Raw genomic sequence first — 17,779 nt, forward strand, 5'->3', positions numbered from 1 at the left:
CGCCACATCGGGGCCTGACTTCCGCCGGACAGCGCACTAAGAATCGGAAGACATCCCGCGCCGCCGGCGAGCGGCTCTTCAGCAAGGATAGGCGCATGAGATCCGGCAACAACCTCGTCACGGCGCCCATCGCCTCGACCTTGCTGGCATTCGCGCTGCCGACGCTGGCGTCGAGCGTCCTGCAATCGGCCAACGGCTCCATCGACACGGTCTGGGTGGGGCGGTTGATCGGCCCGGATGCGGTGGCGGCGACCACCAACGGGAACCTGGTGATGTTCCTGATGACCGCCTTCGTCTTCGGCTTCGGAATGGCGGCGACGATTCTGGTCGGGCAGTCCTTCGGCCGTGGCGATCTCGATTCCGCGCGGCGCGTGGTGGGCACGGCGGTGGGCACCTTCGTCCCTGTGGCGCTGATTCTCGCGTTGGTGGGTTGGGTGCTGGCCCCGCATGTGCTGGCCGCGCTCGGGACCGATCCGGCGATCGTGCCGCTGGCGCGTGCGTTTCTGAAGCTGACCTTCCTCGCATTGCCCGCGATCCTGTTGATGACCATGCTGATGATGGCGCTGCGGGGCAGCGGCGATGCCATCACGCCCCTGATCTTCATGGCGCTGGCGGCGCTGCTGGATGTGGCGCTGAACCCGGTCTTCATCCTGGGCCTTGGCCCCGCCCCCGCGATGGGGATCGGCGGCTCTGCCTTTGCCATGGCGGTTGCCAACTATGCAGCCTTGGCGACGATGCTGGCCTATATCTATGCGCGCGACCTTCCCCTGCGGCTGCGCGGGGACGAACTGCGCTATCTGATCCCTGACCGCCAGATCCTGCCCTTGATGCTGCGCAAGGGGCTGCCGATGGGGATCCAGATGATCGTGGTCTCGGGCTCGATGCTGGCGATGATGCGAATGATCAACGGGCTTGGCGTCGATACCACCGCCGCCTTCGGGGCGACCCAGCAGCTGTGGACCTATGTGCAGATGCCGGCGATGGCGCTAGGTGCTGCGGTCAGCGCGATGGCGGCGCAGAATATCGGCGCGGGCCGTTGGGACCGGGTCACCCGCATCACCGAGGTCGGCGTGATCTATGCGGTCGCGCTGACCGGCGTGCTGGTCGGGCTGCTGATCCTCGCCGACCGGCAGGCGATGCAGATCTTCCTCGGCGCCAGCCCCGCCGCCATTGAAATCGGCACCCATATCGCGCGGCTGGCGACCTGGGGCTTCATCCCCTTCGGCATGACCATGGTGCTGTTCGCCACCGTGCGCGCGAACGGTCAGGTGGTCTGGCCGCTGATCATCCTGTTCATCTCGCTGTTCGGGATCCGGCTGGGCTTTGCTTACGGGCTGCAGCCTTATCTGGGCAGCGACGCGATCTGGTACAGCTTCCCCGCCGCCATGATCGCCACCATGGTGATGGCGTTCCTGCTGTATCGCTTTGGCAATTGGCGCGGGGCCCATGCGATGGATATCGCACCCGAAGCCCATCCCCCGGCGGCCGCGCTTTATACCGAGGCCGGGCCGCCCGGCACCCCCACCGCCGGTCAGGCCCCGCCCTTGCGGGAATAGCTATTCCTCGGTCACGTCCAGCACGCCCGGCACGACTCGCAGGCGCTGGCGGGCGGCGGGGCCGACAGGCGCATCGGCGCAGATTTCGATGTCGTAAACCTCATCGCCCTCGTGGACGCGCAGGACCAGCTTGCCGGGGCGCCCCTTGCGTTCGGCGCGCAGGCTCTCGACCGTCTGGGACAGGCCGGCGATATCGACCCCATTGGCGACCGAGATCGCCAGCACCGCGGGTCCGACATTGGCGATCGCATCCTCCAGCGACCTGACCGAGCGGATCAGCATCTTGACCTCATCGCCCTGCGGTTCGACCTGCACCTGCATGACGACGTTATTGCCCGATTCCAGCAGGGCGCGGCTGGTCTCCAGCGTGTCCGAGAACACCACCGCCTCGTAAAGGCCGGTGGGGTCCGACGCCCCGACAAAGGCGAAGCGATTGCCCTTGGCGGATTTCTTTTCCTGCCGCGACGAAATCGTGCCGGCAATGCTGGTGACCAGCGGACCCGCGGCGGCCGCCTCGCGGATCTCGGCCAGGGTCGCGCATTCGATGCGGCGCAGCGCGGGCAGGTAGTCGTCGATGGGATGGCCCGACAGATAGAAGCCGATGGCCTGATGCTCCTGTCCCAGCTTTTCCATCGGCAGCCAGACCGGCGCCAGAACCGGGCGCGGCGGCGGCAGATCCTCGCCCCCGCCGAACAGCGAGGACTGGTTCGAGGCCGCCTGATCGTGGGACGCAGCCGAAAACGCCACCAGCCCGTCAAGGCTGGCCAGCACGCGGGCGCGATTGTCGTCCAGCAGATCAAAGGCCCCGGCCTTGGCCATCATCTCCAGCGCCCGCTTGCCGACCCGGCGCAGATCGACGCGACGGGCGAAATCCACCAGCGAGACGAAAGCCTTGTCGCCGCGCGCAGCGACGATGGCGCGCATCGCCTCGACGCCGACGCCTTTCAGGGCGCCGAGCGCATAATGGATGCGGCCCCCGTGCACGGTGAAGGTCGCGCCGGAACGGTTGACGCAAGGCGGCACCACCTCGATCCCCATCCGGTCGACCTCGCGCTTATAGACGGCGAGTTTGTCGGTCAGGTGAATATCGCAGTTCATCACGGCGGCCATGAATTCGACCGGATGGTTGGCCTTCAGCCATGCGGTCTGATAGCTGACCACGGCATAGGCGGCGGCGTGGGATTTGTTGAAGCCGTAATTCGCAAACTTCTCCAGCAGGTCGAAAACCTCGCCCGCCTTCTGCTTGTCGACGCCGTTCGCCATCGCACCTTCGACGAATTTCGGGCGTTCCTTGGCCATTTCCTCGGCGATCTTCTTGCCCATGGCGCGGCGCAGCAGGTCAGCCCCCCCGAGGCTGTAACCCGCCATCACCTGCGCGATCTGCATCACCTGTTCCTGATAGACGATGATGCCCTGCGTTTCGGCCAGAATGGGATCGATGCTGGGATGAAGCGATTCCAGTTCCCGCAGGCCGTTCTTCACCTCGCAATAGGTGGGAATGTTTTCCATCGGCCCGGGACGATAGAGGGCCACCAGCGCCACGATGTCCTCGATACAGGTGGGCTTCATGCGCCGCAGCGCATCCATCATGCCCGAGCTTTCGACCTGGAACACCGCCACCGTGCGCGCGCTGGCGAACAGGTCATAGCTGGGCTTGTCGTCCAGCGGGATGGCGTTGATCTCGTCGACCGCGCCTTCGGGCGGGTCGTAAAGCTGGCGGCCGTCGGGGCCGATATGCAGATGCCGGCCCGATCCCCGGATCAGATCGACCGCGTTCTGGATCACCGTCAGCGTCTTCAGGCCCAGAAAGTCGAACTTCACCAGCCCGGCCTGTTCCACCCATTTCATGTTGAACTGCGTGGCCGGCATATCCGAGGCCGGATCGCGATAGAGCGGCACCAGCTGGTCCAGCGGCCGGTCGCCGATCACCACACCGGCGGCATGGGTCGAGGCGTTGCGATACAGCCCCTCGACCTTCTCGGCGTAATCCAGCAGGCGGGCCACGACTTCCTCGGCATCGCGGGCCTCGCGCAGGCGGGGTTCCTCGGCGAGCGCCTTGGTCACGCTGACCGGCTTCACCCCGTCCAGCGGGATCATTTTCGACAACCGGTCCACCTGCCCGAAAGGCAGTTGCAGTACCCGGCCCACATCGCGCACGGCAGCCTTGGACAACAACGCGCCGAAGGTGATGATCTGGCCGACCTTCTCGGCCCCGTATTTCTCCTGCACATAGTGGATCACCTCCTCGCGGCGGTCCATACAGAAGTCGATGTCGAAGTCTGGCATGCTGACGCGCTCGGGGTTCAGGAAGCGTTCGAACAGCAGCGAGTAGCGCAGGGGATCAAGGTCGGTAATGGTCAGCGCATAGGCCACCAGCGACCCCGCGCCCGATCCACGGCCAGGCCCGACCGGAATCCCGTGATCCTTGGCCCATTTGATGAAATCGGCAACGATCAGGAAATAGCCCGGAAAGCCCATCTGTTCGATGATGCCCAGCTCGAAATCCAGCCGCGCCTGATATTCCTCGAGCGATACGGCATGGGGGATGATCGCCAGCCGGGCGGCCAGACCCTCACGGGCCTGGCGGCGCAATTCTTCCACCTCGTCATCAGCGAAGCGGGGCAGGATCGGCTTGTGCTTCGACACCGCGAAGGCGCAGCGGCGCGCGATCTCGACGGTGTTTTCGATCGCCTCGGGCAGATCCGCGAACAGGACCGCCATTTCCTCGGGCGATTTGAAATCATGGTTGGGCGTCAGGCGCCGGCGCGGCTGGGACTGGTCGACATAGGCGCGCTCGGCGATGCAGATCAGCGCGTCATGGGCCTCGAACATCTCGGGCTTGGGGAAATAGACATCATTGGTCGCGACCAGCGGCAGCGCCAGCGCATAGGCGAGACGGATCATCTCCTCCTCTGTGGCGGCCTCGGCCTCCATCAGCCGGCCTGATTCGTCCTTGTGGCGCTGGATCTCGACATAAAGGCGGTCGCCGAAAAGGGCGGACAGGCCCTTCAGCGCCGCTTCCGCCCCGGCCGTATCGCCCGCCCGGATCAGCCGTCCGACCGGGCCTTCCGCACCTCCGGTCAGCAGGATCAGCCCCTCGGACCGCGCGGCCAGATCATCAAGCGTGACATGGACCGGCTGACCGTCCTTGCGCAGATACATGCAGCTGGACAGCGCCATCAGGTTCAGCCAGCCCGCCCTGTTCTGCGCCAGCACCACCACACCGCCCTTGGCGCCCCCCAGATTCAGCGTCAGCTGGCAGCCGATGATGGGCTGAATGCCCTCATCCAGCGCCTTGACGCTGAATTCCAGCGCCGCGAACATGGCATTGGTGTCGGTCAGCGCGACGGCGGGCATGCCCGCATCCCTGGTCAGCCCGATCAGCTTCTTGACCGGAACCGCCCCTTCCAGCAACGAATGCTCGGAATGGGTGCGCAGGTGGATGAATCGTGGCTGATTTTCTGGCATGAGGCGGAAGCTATGTCCTGCTGTCCGAAAGCGCAATTGCCCGCCCGGCAAGAATCTGTCTAAATCACAGGCAAGAACGACAGGGATAGCGACTTGAGCGATAACGCCATTTTCCGCGCCGAGGGTCTGAGCAAGACCTATCCGGGCGTCAAAGCCAATGACGACATTTCGTTCACGGTGAAGGCGGGCGACATCCACGCCCTTCTGGGCGAGAACGGCGCGGGCAAATCCACGCTGGTCAAGACCATTTACGGGCTGGTGCGCCCCGACGAGGGGCGGATGTGGGTGGCCGGTCAGCCTCACGCGCCGACCAGCCCCAGTGCCGCGCGGGCGGCGGGCGTGGGCATGGTCTTCCAGCATTTCAGCCTGTTCGACGCCATGACCGTGGCCGAGAATATCGCCCTCGGTCTGGACAACCCGCCCCCCCGGCGCGAGCTGTCGGCCCGTATCGCCACCCTGTCCGAGGAATATGGCCTGCCGCTGAAACCCAATCGCCGTATCGCTGATCTGTCGGCGGGCGAGCGGCAGCGGGTGGAAATCATCCGCGCCCTGCTGGGCAATCCGCGCCTGCTGATCATGGACGAACCGACGTCTGTGCTGACCCCGCAGGAGGCCGAGATCCTGTTCGCCACCCTGGGCAAGCTGGCCGCGCAGGGCACCTCGATCCTGTATATCAGTCACAAACTGGAGGAGATCCGCGCCCATTGCGACCGCGCGACCATCCTGCGCGGCGGCCGGGTGATCGACGATCTCGATCCCCGCGCCCATTCCGCCCGCGCGCTGGCAGCGCTGATGGTCGGGACCGAGATGCGGCTGGTCGACCGCTCGGGCCGCAAGCCGGGCGCGACCCTGCTGGAGGTGCGCAACCTCAGCCTGGCGCCGCAATCGGTGGAGGGAACGGCGCTGAAGTCCGTCAGCCTGCAGGTCCGCGCGGGCGAGGTTCTGGTCATCGGAGGCGTCGCCGGAAACGGGCAGGAGGAACTGTTGTCAGCGCTGTCGGGCGAGATCGCCTCGCCCCCCGGCACGGTGTTTCTGGAGGGGTTGGACCTGTCGCGGCAAGGCCCGCAGCCCCGCCGCGCCGCCGGCCTGCTGAGCGCGCCCGAGGACCGGCTTGGCCATGCCGCCGTCCCCGGATTTTCCTTGACGGACAATGCCTTGCTGACGGCGGTAGTGCGGAAGGATCTGGCCCCCGGCGGCATGATCCGCCACCGGGCGGCGCGCGATTTCACCAGACAGGTGATCGCCCAGTTCGACGTGCGCACGCCGGGGCCAGAGACGGCCGCTTCGGCACTGTCAGGGGGCAATCTGCAGAAATTCGTGATCGGACGCGAGGTCCTGCAGGCCCCGCGCGTGCTGGTGGTGAACCAGCCGACCTGGGGCGTCGATGCCGGGGCTGCGGCTGCGATCCGGCAGGCGCTGCTGAACCTTGCCGCCGCCGGGGCGGGCGTCATCGTCATCTCGCAGGACCTGGACGAGCTGCTGGAACTGGGCGACCGGTTCAGCGCGCTGAACGAGGGGCGTCTGTCTGCCCCGCGCGACACCGAAGGGCTAACGCTGGATGAGATTGGCCTGTTGCTGGGCGGGGCGCATGGAATGGAGGCCGCGCATGTGGCGGCTTGAGACCCGCAGCGAAGCCTCGCTGGCGTGGCAGATCGCCACCCCGGTTCTGGCGGTCATCGCCACGATGCTGACCGGTGCGCTGCTGTTCGGGCTGATGGGATACGACCCCGTCGCCGCCATCCGCACGATCTTCTGGGATCCGCTGTTCGGGGCCTCGGCCGGCTATTCGCGCCCGCAACTGCTGGTCAAGGCCGGGCCGCTGATCCTGATCGCCTGCGGCCTCGCCGTGGGGTTCCGGGCCGGCATCTGGAACATCGGGGCCGAGGGCCAATACATCATGGGCGGCATCGCCGGCGCCGCCGTGGCCCTTGCCGCCTATCCGGCCGAGGGCTGGTGGATCTTCCCGGCCATGGTCGTCGCGGGCGCCTTCGGCGGCTGGGTCTGGGGGATGATCCCGGCGGTGCTGCGCAACTGGTTCGGCGCGTCCGAGATCCTGGTCTCGTTGATGCTGGTCTATGTGGCGCAGAAGATCGCCGCATGGATGGCCTTCGGGCCGATGCGCAACCCCGAAGGTTTCGGGATGCCCGGATCGCGCAACCTCGGCCAATATCCTTCCGCCGCGAACCCTGAAATGTTTCCCGGCACCGGTATCCACTGGGGCGTGATCGCCGCCGCCTTCGCCGTCTTCGGCGTCTGGGTGCTGATGTCGCGCCATATCCGGGGGCTGCAGATCCGCGCCGCGGGCGAGGCCCCGCGCGCCGCCCGCTTCGCTGGCGTGGCCCCGGCGGCGCTGGTGTCCTTCTGCCTCGGCCTGTCGGGGGCGTTGGCGGGCATGGCCGGGCTGTTCGAAGCCGCCGGCCCTGCGGGGCAGATCACCGACGGGTTCGGATCGGGCTATGGCTTCACCGCCATCATCGTGGCCTTTCTGGGCCGCCTGCATCCGGTCGGCATAGTGCTGGCGGGCCTGCTGATGGCGCTGACCTATATCGGCGGCGACATCGCGCAACTGATGCTGCAGATGCCCGCCGCCACCGTGCAGGTCTTTCAGGGGATGCTGCTTTTCTATCTGCTGGGCTTCGATCTGCTGACCCGCTACCGCATCCGGCGGAGGGTCACCGCATGATCGACCCGACCACCCTGATCCTGATGATCCTGTCAGCCGCGACGCCGATCCTGTTCGCCGCCTTGGGCGAGCTGATCGTCGAACGTGCGGGCGTCCTGAACCTCGGGGTCGAGGGGATGATGATCGCCGGCGCGCTGGCGGGCTTCGCCGCCGCCCATGCCAGCGGCAGCCCGGCTTTGGGCTTTGCGGTCGCGGCCGTCGCGGGCGCCGCGCTGTCGATGATCTTCGGGCTGCTGACCCAGTTCCTGTTGACCAATCAGGTCGCCACCGGCCTTGCGCTGACGCTGTTCGGGCTGGGGCTGACGGCGCTGTTCGGCAAACCTTATGAGGGGGTGAAAGCGCCCTCGATGGGGCCGGGCATCTTCGGGCTGAACTGGGTGGTCTGGCTGGGGCTGTTGATGGTGCCGCTGCTGTGGTGGTTCCTGAACCGGACGCGCGCGGGGCTGGTCCTGCGCGGCATCGGCGAAAACCACCACGCCGCCCATGCGCTTGGCCATAAGGTCCGCACCGTGCGGCTGTTGGCCATCGCCTTTGGCGGCGCGATGGCCGGCATCGGCGGGGCCTATATTTCCATCGCCACCGTCCTGCAATGGACCGAGGGCATGACCGCCGGCGCGGGCTGGATCGCGCTGGCGCTTGTGGTCTTCGCGGGCTGGCGCGCCTTCGGGGTGCTGGCGGGCGCGTGGCTGTTCGGCGGTGTCGCCGTTCTGCAACTGCGCCTGCAGGCGGCGGGCGTGGCGGTGCCGGTGCAACTGCTGGCGATGGCGCCTTATCTGGCGACCATCGTGGCGCTCGTCCTCATCTCGGCACGCAGACGCGGCAGCGCCGCGCCCGGATCGCTCGGCCAGATCTTCCACGAAACAAGCTGATACATAACAGGGAGCACTTCCATGCAGCGCAGAACATTCCTCATCACCTCGGCGGCCGTCTCGGCGCTGTCGCTGGCGGGCCTGCCCGCACTGGCGCAGGACGGCGAGAAGCTGAAGGTCGGCTTCATCTATGTCGGCCCCGTGGGCGATGGCGGCTGGTCCTATCAGCACGATCAGGGCCGCAAGGCGATCGAGGCCGAATATGGAGACAGGATCGAAACCACCTTCATCGAAAGCGTCCCCGAAGGCGCCGATGCCGAACGCGCGCTGACCCAACTGGCGCTGGCGGGCAACAAGCTGATCTTCGCCACCAGCTTCGGCTTCATGGATGCGGTCATGGCCACCGCCGCCAAGTTCCCCGACGTGAAATTCGAACACGCCACCGGCTACAAGCGCGCCGACAACGTCTCGACCTATGACGCGCGCTTCTATGAAGGCCGCGCGGTCATGGGCACCATTGCGGGCCGTATGACCAAGTCGAACAAGATCGGCTATATCGGCTCCTTCCCGATTCCCGAGGTGATTCAGGGCATCAACTCGTCCTTCATCCATGCGAAGAAGGTGAACCCGGATGTCGAGATGAAGGTGGTCTGGGCCTATAGCTGGTTCGACCCGGCGAAAGAGGCCGACGCCGCCGCCGCACTGATCGCCGAGGGCGTGGACGTGATCCTGCAGCACACCGACTCCACCGCGCCGCTGGCCAAGGCCCAGGAAGCGGGCGCCATCGGCTTCGGTCAGGCATCGGACATGGCGGCCTTCAAGCCCACGCCGCGAGTGTCGTCGATCATCGACAACTGGGCGCCCTACTACATCAAGCGCGTCGGCGCGGTTCTGGACGGCACCTGGGAATCGCAGGGCGTCTGGCTGGGCATCGGCGACGGCGAGGTCGAGATCGGCGAGATCACCGACGCCGTTCCGGCCGAGGTGAAGGCCGAGGCCGAGGCCCTGAAGGACAAGATCGCCAAGGGCGAATACCACCCCTTCACCGGCCCGCTGAAGAAGCAGGACGGCAGCGACTGGCTGGCCGAGGGTCAGACCGCGACCGACGAGGAGCTATCGCAGATGAACTTCTACGTCGAAGGCATCACGGCTGAAATCCCGAAGTAAGCCGGGCGACAGGACAGAAAGCCGGGGTCAGCGCGGCCCCGGCTTTTTCATGGCTGGCGCTTACTCTGAACCGGCCTTGCGCGCGCGCCGTTCGGCTGTCCACAGCAGCAGGAACAGGAAGATGAAGATGCCGCCGATCACCGGAACCAGCATCGTCACCGTCTCGCTGATGCCCTTGATCAATTCCTCCGGCTGGGTGCCGCCATCCCATGCGCCGGAGCGGATCTGGGTAATCGAGAAATAACCGCCGCCGATCACCAGCGCCTCGAAAACGACCAGAAGGATCAGGACACGGGTGGATCTTTTCATGCGGGGGCTCCTCTGGCTATGCGCTTGGACGTCCTGTCCGGTCGGCGGCGCTTGCGGGTCTCGGCCCCTCGCGGGCCTTGACGTAACGGATCACGCCTCGGCAAGCACCGCAAGAAGATAGTCGCGCGGCAGGTCCAGGAGCTCGGGGCCGGCGCCCTCCTCAAGCGCGCGGCGCAGATAGACGCCGTCGATCAGCGCGCCCAGCGTATCGGCCGCGCGTTCGGCCCGCGCACCGATCAGCGGCCGCAGACCGGCCAGCAGGTTCGATCGCAACCGGTGGTGATAGATGCGCAGCAACCGGGCCGCTTCCGCATTCTGCTGCGCGAGCGCATAGAAGTTCAGCCAGGCTGCGATGGTTTCGACGTCGAAATGCTGTGGCCCGAGGCTGGAATCCAGCACCGCCAGCAGCCGGGCGCGCGGGCCATCGGCGACAGCCAGCGCCTCGCGCACGGTCACCCCATAGCGGCGCAGGATCTCGCGCATGGCGGACAGGAACATCTGGTCCTTGGAGCCGAAATAATGATGCGCCAGCGCCGGTGACATGCCCGCCTGCCGGGCGATATCGGCCACCGTCACGTCAAGCGTGCCAGAGCGGGCAATCGTCTGGATTGCCGCATTGATTAATTCGGATTTTCTTGTAGTCTGCCGGGCACGCTTACGCATCCGCGCACCTCGCGGTCGGTTTGCCCACTAATAACCCGCGTTGATTGACTGGTCAATCAATAAAATGACTGAGGAGACAACATGACCCGTATCGCCGCGCTGCTGGCCGCCACAGCCTTTGCCCTGCCCCTGATGCCGCTGGCCGCCGCCGCGCAGGAGCCCGCGACCTGCAAGAAGATCACCTTCTCGGATGTGGGTTGGACCGACATTACCGCGACCACGGCGGTGGCGACGACGATCCTTGATTCGCTCGGCTATGAGTCCAACATCAAGGTGCTGTCGCTGCCTGTGACCTTCACCGCCATGGCGAAAGGCGATGTGGATGTGTTCCTGGGCCTCTGGATGCCGACGATGGAGGCCGATATCGCCCCCTATCGCGATTCGGGCACCATCGACATCGTCCGCACCAACCTGACCGGCGCGAAATACACGCTCGCCACCAACAAGGCCGGCGCCGATCTGGGCATCACCGATTTCGCCAAGATCGCCGAACACAAGGATGCGCTCGGCGGCAAGATCTACGGGATCGAGCCGGGCAATGACGGCAACCGCCTGCTGATCGACATGATCGCGCAGGACAAGTTCGGTCTGGGCACGTTCGAGGTGGTCGAATCCTCGGAACAGGGGATGCTGGGTCAGGTCGCGCGCGAAACCAAGGGCGACAAGCCCATCGTCTTCCTCGGCTGGGAGCCGCATCCGATGAACAGCGCCTTTCAGCTGACCTATCTGACCGGCGGGGACGAGATCTTCGGCCCCAATCTGGGCGGTGCCGAGGTGCAGACGACCACCCGCGCGGGCTATGTCGCCGACTGCGCCAATGTGGGCAAGTTCCTGCAGAATCTGGAATTCACGCTGGCGATGGAGAACGAGATCATGGGCGCGATCCTGAACGACCGCGCCGATCCCGGCGATGCCGCCAAGGCCTGGCTGAAAGCCAATCCCGATGCGGCGACGGTCTGGCTGGACGGGGTGACCGCGCAGGACGGCCGTGACGCGGTCGAGGTGCTGACCGCGGCGCTGGAAGACTGATCGTCCCTTGGACCAACTGCTTGATCTTGTGACCAAGACGAAGATCCCGGTCGGCCGCGAGGCGGGCCGGGCCTTCGACTGGCTGACGCTGCATGCCAGCGACTTCTTCGACGCCGTGGCCTCGGGGCTGGAAGGCATGATCGAGGGGGTGAAATGGGTGCTGCTGACGCCACATCCTTTCGTCATCGTCCTGGCCTTTGCGGCATTGGCGCATCTGCTGCAGCGCAACTGGCCGACGACGCTGGGGATCGTTGCCGGCTTTCTGTTCATCCTCAATCAGGGTTACTGGACCGAGACCATGGAATCGCTGACGCTGGTGCTGACCGCCTGCGTCTTCTGCATGGCGATCGGGGTGCCCATCGGGATCGCGCTGGCGCACCGGCCGCGCCTTTATGAATGGGTGCGCCCGCTTCTGGACCTGATGCAGACGTTGCCCACCTACGTCTATCTGATCCCGGTCATCGTCTTTTTCGGCGTCGGCATGGTCGCGGGCCTGATCGCCACCGTGGTCTTCGTGCTGCCGGCGCCGATCCGGCTGACCCAGCTCGGCATCGCCTCGACCCCGCGCACCCTGATCGAGGCCGCGACGGCCTTCGGCGCCACCCCGCGCCAATTGCTGTGGAAGGTCGAGCTGCCAAGCGCCCTGCCCCAGATCATGACCGGGCTGAACCAGACCATCATGCTGTCGCTGTCGATGGTCGTCATCGCGGGGCTGGTCGGCGCCGACGGGCTTGGCGTGCCGGTGGTGCGCGCCCTGAACACCGTCAACGCATCGTTGGGCTTTGAATCCGGGCTGGTGGTGGTCGTGGTGGCGGTCATGCTGGACCGGCTTTTACGGGTAAGGAGAAAAACGTGACCGATAACCGGAACGCCATTGAATTCGACGCCTGCTCGATCATCTTCGGCAAGAAGCCGGCCCATGCACTTCGCCTCGCGGATGAGGGACTGGACCGTGGCGCCATCGAGGGCGCAACCGGCAAGGTGCTGGGTGTCCACGACGCCAGCCTGATCGTCGCCGAGGGCGAGATCGTGGTGCTGATGGGCCTGTCCGGCTCGGGCAAGTCGACGCTGCTGCGGGCGGTGAACGGGCTGAACAAGGTCGTGCGCGGGGATGTGCGGGTGCGGATGGGGGATCACATGGTCTCGGTTCCGCAGGCCGATGCGCAAACGCTGCGCCGGCTGCGGCTGAACCATGTCTCGATGGTGTTTCAGCAATTCGGCCTGCTGCCCTGGCGCAGCGTTGCCGAAAATGTCGGCCTGGGGCTGGAACTGGGCCATGCCGCGTCCGGGACGCGGCGCGCCCGTGTCGCCCAGCAGCTGAAGATGGTGGGCCTTGACGGCTGGGCCGACCGGCCGGTGGGTGAGCTGTCGGGCGGCATGCAGCAGCGCGTGGGTCTTGCCCGTGCCTTCGCGACCGAAGCGCCGATCCTGCTGATGGACGAGCCGTTCAGCGCCCTCGATCCGCTGATCCGCACCCGCCTGCAGGACGAGCTGCTGGCGCTTCAGCGCGCCGCGCGCCGCACGATCCTGTTTGTCAGCCACGACCTTGATGAGGCCTTCAAGCTGGGCAACCGCATCGCCCTGATGGAGGGCGGCCGCATCGTCCAGACCGGGACCGCGCGCGAGATCCTCGCCCGGCCCGCCAGCCCCTATGTCGCTGATTTCGTGGCCCATCTGAACCCGCTGGAAGTTCTGACCGCATCCGACCTGGCCGCCCCCGGTCAGGCCGACGGGCCGCCCCTGCCGGGCGATCTGCCGCTGAAACAGGTGCTGACCGCGCTGTGCGGTGCGGATGCGCGTCCCGTCGCCAGCGGCGGCATCATCACCCGCGACCGGGTGCTGCAGCGCCTCTCGGCGTGACCCAGCCGCTTCTGTGGCCTGCGCGCCACAATGCGACTTTTCGCCATCTTTGGACTTGATCGGTGGTCAGTCTGCGCTAGGCTTGCCCTTGTTGTGACACCCATACTGCACGGAGGGGGGAGAATATGGCCAATCTGTTCGCTGCCCGCCGAGGCGCTCTTTGGGTGCACGTCATCGGAACCTCGCCGCGTCACGCGTCGTAACCGTTCCTCGGACTGATCCCCAACACCTGACCCGCTGCTGAAGGCCGTTTTCGCAGCCTGTCCGCATGCGCATTTTTTCCTGTTTCAACGCCCGCACCCTCCGGTGTGGTGCGCCCAGAGGTTACCGATGAATATCATCATTCGTCCGGGGCGGTCCGTCCCGCAAGATCACGTTGAATGGCTGGTCGCCCGCTATGGCTGGCGGCGGATGGCGCTGGCGCTCCTGTCGCACGCGCTGCACCGCAAGCGGATCGGGCTGAAGCCGGCGCCGCGCCCGCGCCTGGGCGAGGCGCCGCGGACCGACCACCTGCGCCGCGATATCGGCCTGCCGCCCGAGATGCCGAGCCCGCGCTATTGGGACCTGCGCTGACGGGGCGCGGCGTTCAGCCGCGCCTCACGCCAGGTGATATAGCTGATGGCGGCGATCATCATGCCGCCGCCGATCAGCACCATCGGGTCGAAAGGTTCGGCGAACAATGCCATCCCCAGCAGGCTGGCCCAGATCAGTTGCAGGAAGGTCACCGGCTGGGTAACGGCCAGCGGCGCGACCGCGAAAGCGCGGGTCATGGTGTAATGCCCGGCGGTCGCGAAAACCGCGACCAGCCCGAGGCCGAAAACCTGCTCCCAGCTCGGTGGCACCCAGACGGCGAACGCCAGCGGCGCCAGCCCGACGGTAACGGTCAGCGCCATCATCGCCACCACCACATCGGCGGGGGCGCGCTGCGCCAGCCGGCGCGCGACCAGATAGGACAGCCCGAAAGCCACCGCCGCGCCGATCTGCGCCAGATGTCCGACCTCCAGCGCGCGCATCCCCGGACGCAGCACCACCAATACGCCCAGCAGGGCCACGCCAATGGCCAGCCCGCGCCGCCATGACAGCGTCTCGCCCAGCAGGGCCGCCGCGCCGAGCGTCGCCACGATGGGGTTCAGAAACCCGATGGCCGTCACCTCGGCGATGGGCAGGCGGGTCATGGCGTAAAACCACAGGATCACCGCCAGCACATGCAGCGCCGCGCGCAGCGCGAAGGGCCCGATCAGCCCCGGCGGCAGCCCCCGCCGCGCGGTGCGGACCAGCACCGGGCTCAGGAAGACCAGTCCGAACAGAAAGCGGATGAAGGCCGATTGCGCTGAAGGCAGCCCCTGCCCGTAGACCTTCACCAGCGCATTGACGGCGACGAAGCACAGCCCCGTCACCACCATCCAGGCGATGCCGGCAAGGTCATTTCGCGACTGGACGGCCAAAGTCACCCCAAGATCAGCTTGGCCGCGATAGACCACATTACCAGCGCGATGACCATATCCAGTATCTGCCAGGCACGCGGTCTGGCGAAGATCGGCGCCAGCAGCCGCGCCCCGTAACCCAGCGAGAAGAAGAACAGGAAGGAGCCGGTGATCGCCCCGGCGGCGAAGGCCTGCTTGTCGCTGAACTCGGCCGAGATCGCGCCCAGCAGCACCACCGTATCCAGATAGACATGCGGATTGGCCCAGGTCAGCGCCGCAACCGTCCCCATGGCGGGCCAGAAGGCCTGCCCCTGCCCGGCCGCCCGCAGCGCGTCGCCGCCCGCCAGCGCCGAACGCGCGGCTTTCAGGCCGTACAGGATCAGAAAGGCAGCGCCGAACCAGCGCATCGCCTCGGCGAACCAGGGCGCGATCCGGGACAGCTTGCCCGCCGCGAAGACGCCCAGACAGACGAGGATCGCGTCCGACAGCGCGCAGAACAGCCCGATCGCGAAGACATGGCTGCGCAACAGGCCCTGCCGCAGTACGAACGCGTTCTGCGCCCCAATGGCGACGATCAGCGACAGGCCCGTGCCCAGCCCGACAAGATAAGTGTGCATCCACAACGCCCCTGCAAATCGGTTCAGGTCTTGCCCTGCGCCGCGACATAATGGAAATTCATTATCATTAATCCTGATAAGAATATCTAATGATCGACTATCCCGCTCTCGCCGCCTTGGCCGAGATCGCGCGCCGCGGCTCTTTCGAGGGCGCCGCGCAGGCCTTGGGGATCACCCAGCCCGCCGTCTCCCAGCGGATCAAATCGCTGGAGGCGAAGATGGGGCAGGTGCTTCTGGATCGGGGGCCCCCCGTCACCCCGACCGAGGCCGGGCTACGCCTGATCGCCCATTGGGGCCAGGTGCAATTGCTGGAGGCGGGTCTGGCGATGACGCCTGCCGCGCTGCCTCCCGTCCGCATCGCCGTCAACGGCGACAGTCTCGCCAGTTGGGCAATGTCAGCGCTGCCGCAGGCGCCGGGGCTGGTGGATCTGGTCATCGACGATCAGGACCATGCCGAGCGCTGGCTGCGCGCAGGGCTGGTCAGCGCCGCAATTACCGCGCAGGCCGGACCGGTGGCGGGCTGCGACAGTTTTGATCTGGGCGCGATGCGCTATGTCGCCAGCGCGAGCCCCGACTTCATCACCCGTCACTTCCCGGATGGCGTGACGCCGAGGGCGCTGCGAACGGCGCCCGCGCTGATTTTCAACAGCAAGGACGGGCTGCAGGATCTGTGGGTGCGCCAACGTTTCGGCCGCAATATCGCGCTGCCCTGCCACCTGATCCCCAATGCCGAGGCCTTTGCCGCCGCAACCCGTCTGGGCATGGGCTGGGGCATGAACGCCGAACTGATTATCGCCGAGGACCTGCGCTGCGGACGGTTGGTGCCCCTTCACCCCACGCCGCTGGACGTGCGGCTGCATTGGCAGATCGCCCGTATCATGGCGCCAGCGCTGGCGCCGCTGACACGGGCGATCCGGCGCGCCGCCGCGGCGGCGCTGATTGCGTGATTAAAGCTGGGCAGCCACGTCTTCGGACAGGTCGAAATTGCCGGTGACGGTCTGCACGTCATCGTCGTCTTCCAGCGTGTCGATCAGCTTCATCAGCTTCTGGGCAGTATCCAGATCGGTGATCTCGGTCGGGGCCTGCGGCTTCCAAATCAGCTTGGTGGTTTCCGATTCCCCCAGAACCGCCTCCAATGCCGCGGCGACCTCGTTCAGGTCGGTATCGCTGCAATAGATCCAGTGGCCTTCCTCGTCGGATTCCACGTCATCGGCGCCCGCTTCGATCGCGGCCATCATCACCTTGTCGGCATCACCGACGCTGGCCTTGTACATGATCTCGCCCTTGCGGTCGAACATGAAGGCCACGCTGCCGGTCTGGCCCATATCGCCGCCCGACTTGGTGAAATAGCTGCGCACATTCGACGCCGTGCGGTTGCGGTTGTCGGTCATCGCCTCGACCATGATGGCGATGCCGTTCGGACCATAGCCCTCGTAGCGGATCTCGTCATAGTTCTCGGCGTCGCCGCCGATGGCCTTCTTGATGGCGCGGTCGATCACGTCCTTGGGGACGGAGTTCGACTTCGCTTCCTTCACCGCCAGACGCAGCCGCGGGTTCTTGTCGGGATCGGGATCGCCCATCTTCGCAGCGACGGTGATTTCCTTCGCCAGCTTCGAAAACAGCTTCGAGCGGATCGCATCCTGCCGACCCTTGCGGTGCTGGATGTTCGCCCATTTGGAATGGCCAGCCATGGCGTGCTCCTTGGGGAGTTTCGTGATATATCTCGTGACGGGGTGTCTATAGGCACAGAGGGCAGGTCAGGCAAGCCTGCGCCGCCCCATGAAGTCACCATCCCGGCCCCGATATCCCTCGTTCTGATATCCCTAGTTCTCACGCTCGTGGAAGACTTCCTTCCAGTTGCGCGAATCGGGCTTTTGGAACCGTTTCACGTAACCATCGGGCTTGATGATATAGATATCGGCATAGGGTTCGGTGAGGGAATCGGGGAAGTATCCGGGTCGGTCCATCTGGATATCGTAACGTGCGGGGACCGGGCAGCCGGTCATATCACCACTCGGCCGTTGCGAGACATTCCCAACCCGGCACTGCATGCCGTTGGAAAAGATCACGGTCAGGCGGTCATTCAGCAGAAACACCCGGTCAGCCACCGCGTTTTCGGGGGTGATGGCGCACCCGCCCAGAGCGGCGGCAGTCAGTCCGGCAGCGATTGCTTGTTTCATGGCCATGATATCAC

At 66.0% G+C, this 17,779-nt stretch carries 17 protein-coding genes; 10 read left to right on the forward strand and 7 right to left on the reverse strand.

What is annotated here, in order from left to right; genetic code table 11:
• Positions 1–95: 95 nt before the first annotated feature.
• On the forward strand, positions 96–1,556 hold the full coding sequence (locus tag H1S04_RS06715) for an MATE family efflux transporter (RefSeq protein WP_181744739.1): 1,461 nt from the start codon (positions 96–98) through the stop codon (positions 1,554–1,556).
• Here the strand turns inward: H1S04_RS06715 and dnaE are convergent, their stop codons facing one another.
• Positions 1,557–5,024: a DNA polymerase III subunit alpha gene (gene dnaE / locus H1S04_RS06720; RefSeq protein ID WP_181744740.1), complete on the reverse strand. Its 3,468-nt coding sequence runs from the start codon at positions 5,022–5,024 to the stop codon at positions 1,557–1,559.
• Positions 5,025–5,117: 93 nt separating this feature from the next.
• Here dnaE and H1S04_RS06725 point away from each other — a divergent pair, with 93 nt between their 5' ends.
• The 4 genes from H1S04_RS06725 to H1S04_RS06740 are packed head-to-tail and all read left to right on the forward strand — an operon-like array spanning position 5,118 to position 9,683.
• Positions 5,118–6,644, forward strand: a complete 1,527-nt coding sequence (locus H1S04_RS06725; protein WP_255435467.1) for an ABC transporter ATP-binding protein — start codon at positions 5,118–5,120, stop codon at positions 6,642–6,644.
• Positions 6,631–7,707, forward strand: a complete 1,077-nt coding sequence (locus tag H1S04_RS06730) for an ABC transporter permease (RefSeq protein WP_181744741.1) — start codon at positions 6,631–6,633, stop codon at positions 7,705–7,707. Before H1S04_RS06725 ends, H1S04_RS06730 begins: the two co-directional genes overlap by 14 nt.
• The gene (locus H1S04_RS06735; protein WP_181744742.1) at positions 7,704–8,576 is read left to right on the forward strand and encodes an ABC transporter permease; all 873 of its coding nucleotides are present in this window, start codon (positions 7,704–7,706) and stop codon (positions 8,574–8,576) included. Before H1S04_RS06730 ends, H1S04_RS06735 begins: the two co-directional genes overlap by 4 nt.
• Positions 8,577–8,597: 21 nt before the next feature.
• Positions 8,598–9,683 (forward strand): BMP family ABC transporter substrate-binding protein, encoded by a 1,086-nt coding sequence (locus tag H1S04_RS06740; protein WP_181744743.1) that lies wholly within the window; start codon positions 8,598–8,600, stop codon positions 9,681–9,683.
• A 60-nt stretch (positions 9,684–9,743) separates the two neighbouring features.
• Here H1S04_RS06740 and H1S04_RS06745 read toward each other — a convergent pair whose 3' ends face one another.
• Both H1S04_RS06745 and betI read right to left on the reverse strand, forming a co-directional pair.
• Complete coding sequence (locus tag H1S04_RS06745; protein ID WP_181744744.1) at positions 9,744–9,992, reverse strand: hypothetical protein; 249 nt, start codon at positions 9,990–9,992, stop codon at positions 9,744–9,746.
• A 90-nt stretch (positions 9,993–10,082) separates the two neighbouring features.
• A complete protein-coding gene (gene betI, locus H1S04_RS06750; protein ID WP_181744745.1) occupies positions 10,083–10,655 on the reverse strand; it encodes a transcriptional regulator BetI in 573 nt (190 codons plus the stop codon).
• Positions 10,656–10,736: 81 nt separating this feature from the next.
• On the opposite strand from betI, the gene choX reads away from it, so the two are divergent.
• From choX to H1S04_RS06770, 4 genes are all read left to right on the forward strand, one after another.
• Complete coding sequence (gene choX / locus H1S04_RS06755; protein WP_181744746.1) at positions 10,737–11,684, forward strand: choline ABC transporter substrate-binding protein; 948 nt, start codon at positions 10,737–10,739, stop codon at positions 11,682–11,684.
• Positions 11,685–11,691: 7 nt separating this feature from the next.
• On the forward strand, positions 11,692–12,540 hold the full coding sequence (gene choW, locus H1S04_RS06760) for a choline ABC transporter permease subunit (protein ID WP_181744747.1): 849 nt from the start codon (positions 11,692–11,694) through the stop codon (positions 12,538–12,540).
• On the forward strand, positions 12,537–13,544 hold the full coding sequence (locus tag H1S04_RS06765) for an ATP-binding cassette domain-containing protein (protein ID WP_181744748.1): 1,008 nt from the start codon (positions 12,537–12,539) through the stop codon (positions 13,542–13,544). The genes choW and H1S04_RS06765 overlap by 4 nt, the downstream gene beginning before the upstream one ends.
• A 330-nt stretch (positions 13,545–13,874) precedes the next feature.
• Entirely contained in the window at positions 13,875–14,117 is a 243-nt protein-coding gene (locus tag H1S04_RS06770) for a hypothetical protein (protein ID WP_181744749.1), read from the forward strand.
• Here H1S04_RS06770 and H1S04_RS06775 read toward each other — a convergent pair.
• Both H1S04_RS06775 and H1S04_RS06780 read right to left on the reverse strand, forming a co-directional pair.
• Positions 14,099–14,995 (reverse strand): DMT family transporter, encoded by an 897-nt coding sequence (locus H1S04_RS06775; protein ID WP_298946637.1) that lies wholly within the window; start codon positions 14,993–14,995, stop codon positions 14,099–14,101. The genes H1S04_RS06770 and H1S04_RS06775 overlap by 19 nt on opposite strands.
• Complete coding sequence (locus H1S04_RS06780; RefSeq protein ID WP_181744750.1) at positions 14,992–15,585, reverse strand: LysE/ArgO family amino acid transporter; 594 nt, start codon at positions 15,583–15,585, stop codon at positions 14,992–14,994. The genes H1S04_RS06775 and H1S04_RS06780 overlap by 4 nt, the downstream gene beginning before the upstream one ends.
• 89 nt (positions 15,586–15,674) lie before the next feature.
• On the opposite strand from H1S04_RS06780, the gene H1S04_RS06785 reads away from it, so the two are divergent.
• Complete coding sequence (locus H1S04_RS06785; protein ID WP_181744751.1) at positions 15,675–16,532, forward strand: LysR family transcriptional regulator ArgP; 858 nt, start codon at positions 15,675–15,677, stop codon at positions 16,530–16,532.
• Here H1S04_RS06785 and H1S04_RS06790 read toward each other — a convergent pair whose 3' ends face one another.
• The gene (locus tag H1S04_RS06790; RefSeq protein WP_181744752.1) at positions 16,533–17,276 is read right to left on the reverse strand and encodes a YebC/PmpR family DNA-binding transcriptional regulator; all 744 of its coding nucleotides are present in this window, start codon (positions 17,274–17,276) and stop codon (positions 16,533–16,535) included.
• A gap of 132 nt (positions 17,277–17,408) precedes the next feature.
• Positions 17,409–17,765 carry a hypothetical protein gene (locus H1S04_RS06795; RefSeq protein WP_181744753.1) on the reverse strand — a complete coding sequence of 119 codons (357 nt, stop codon included), beginning with the start codon at positions 17,763–17,765 and terminating at the stop codon, positions 17,409–17,411.
• Positions 17,766–17,779 lie beyond the last annotated feature (14 nt).

This window comes from Paracoccus sp. S1E-3 (assembly GCF_013868135.1).
In the GTDB taxonomy this organism is placed as follows: Bacteria; Pseudomonadota; Alphaproteobacteria; order Rhodobacterales; family Rhodobacteraceae; genus Paracoccus.

Bases quoted from the DNA above. Each gene is read 5' to 3' on its own strand.
- H1S04_RS06790 (WP_181744752.1), bottom strand. From the start codon at position 17,276: ATGGCTGGCCATTCCAAATGGGCGAACATCCAGCACCGCAAGGGTCGG.
- H1S04_RS06785 (WP_181744751.1), top strand. From the start codon at position 15,675: ATGATCGACTATCCCGCTCTCGCCGCCTTGGCCGAGATCGCGCGCCGC.
- dnaE (WP_181744740.1), bottom strand. From the start codon at position 5,024: ATGCCAGAAAATCAGCCACGATTCATCCACCTGCGCACCCATTCCGAG.
- H1S04_RS06735 (WP_181744742.1), top strand. From the start codon at position 7,704: ATGATCGACCCGACCACCCTGATCCTGATGATCCTGTCAGCCGCGACG.
- H1S04_RS06715 (WP_181744739.1), top strand. From the start codon at position 96: ATGAGATCCGGCAACAACCTCGTCACGGCGCCCATCGCCTCGACCTTG.
- H1S04_RS06745 (WP_181744744.1), bottom strand. From the start codon at position 9,992: ATGAAAAGATCCACCCGTGTCCTGATCCTTCTGGTCGTTTTCGAGGCG.
- H1S04_RS06770 (WP_181744749.1), top strand. From the start codon at position 13,875: ATGAATATCATCATTCGTCCGGGGCGGTCCGTCCCGCAAGATCACGTT.
- H1S04_RS06730 (WP_181744741.1), top strand. From the start codon at position 6,631: ATGTGGCGGCTTGAGACCCGCAGCGAAGCCTCGCTGGCGTGGCAGATC.
- betI (WP_181744745.1), bottom strand. From the start codon at position 10,655: ATGCGTAAGCGTGCCCGGCAGACTACAAGAAAATCCGAATTAATCAAT.
- H1S04_RS06740 (WP_181744743.1), top strand. From the start codon at position 8,598: ATGCAGCGCAGAACATTCCTCATCACCTCGGCGGCCGTCTCGGCGCTG.
- choX (WP_181744746.1), top strand. From the start codon at position 10,737: ATGACCCGTATCGCCGCGCTGCTGGCCGCCACAGCCTTTGCCCTGCCC.
- H1S04_RS06795 (WP_181744753.1), bottom strand. From the start codon at position 17,765: ATGAAACAAGCAATCGCTGCCGGACTGACTGCCGCCGCTCTGGGCGGG.
- H1S04_RS06780 (WP_181744750.1), bottom strand. From the start codon at position 15,585: ATGCACACTTATCTTGTCGGGCTGGGCACGGGCCTGTCGCTGATCGTC.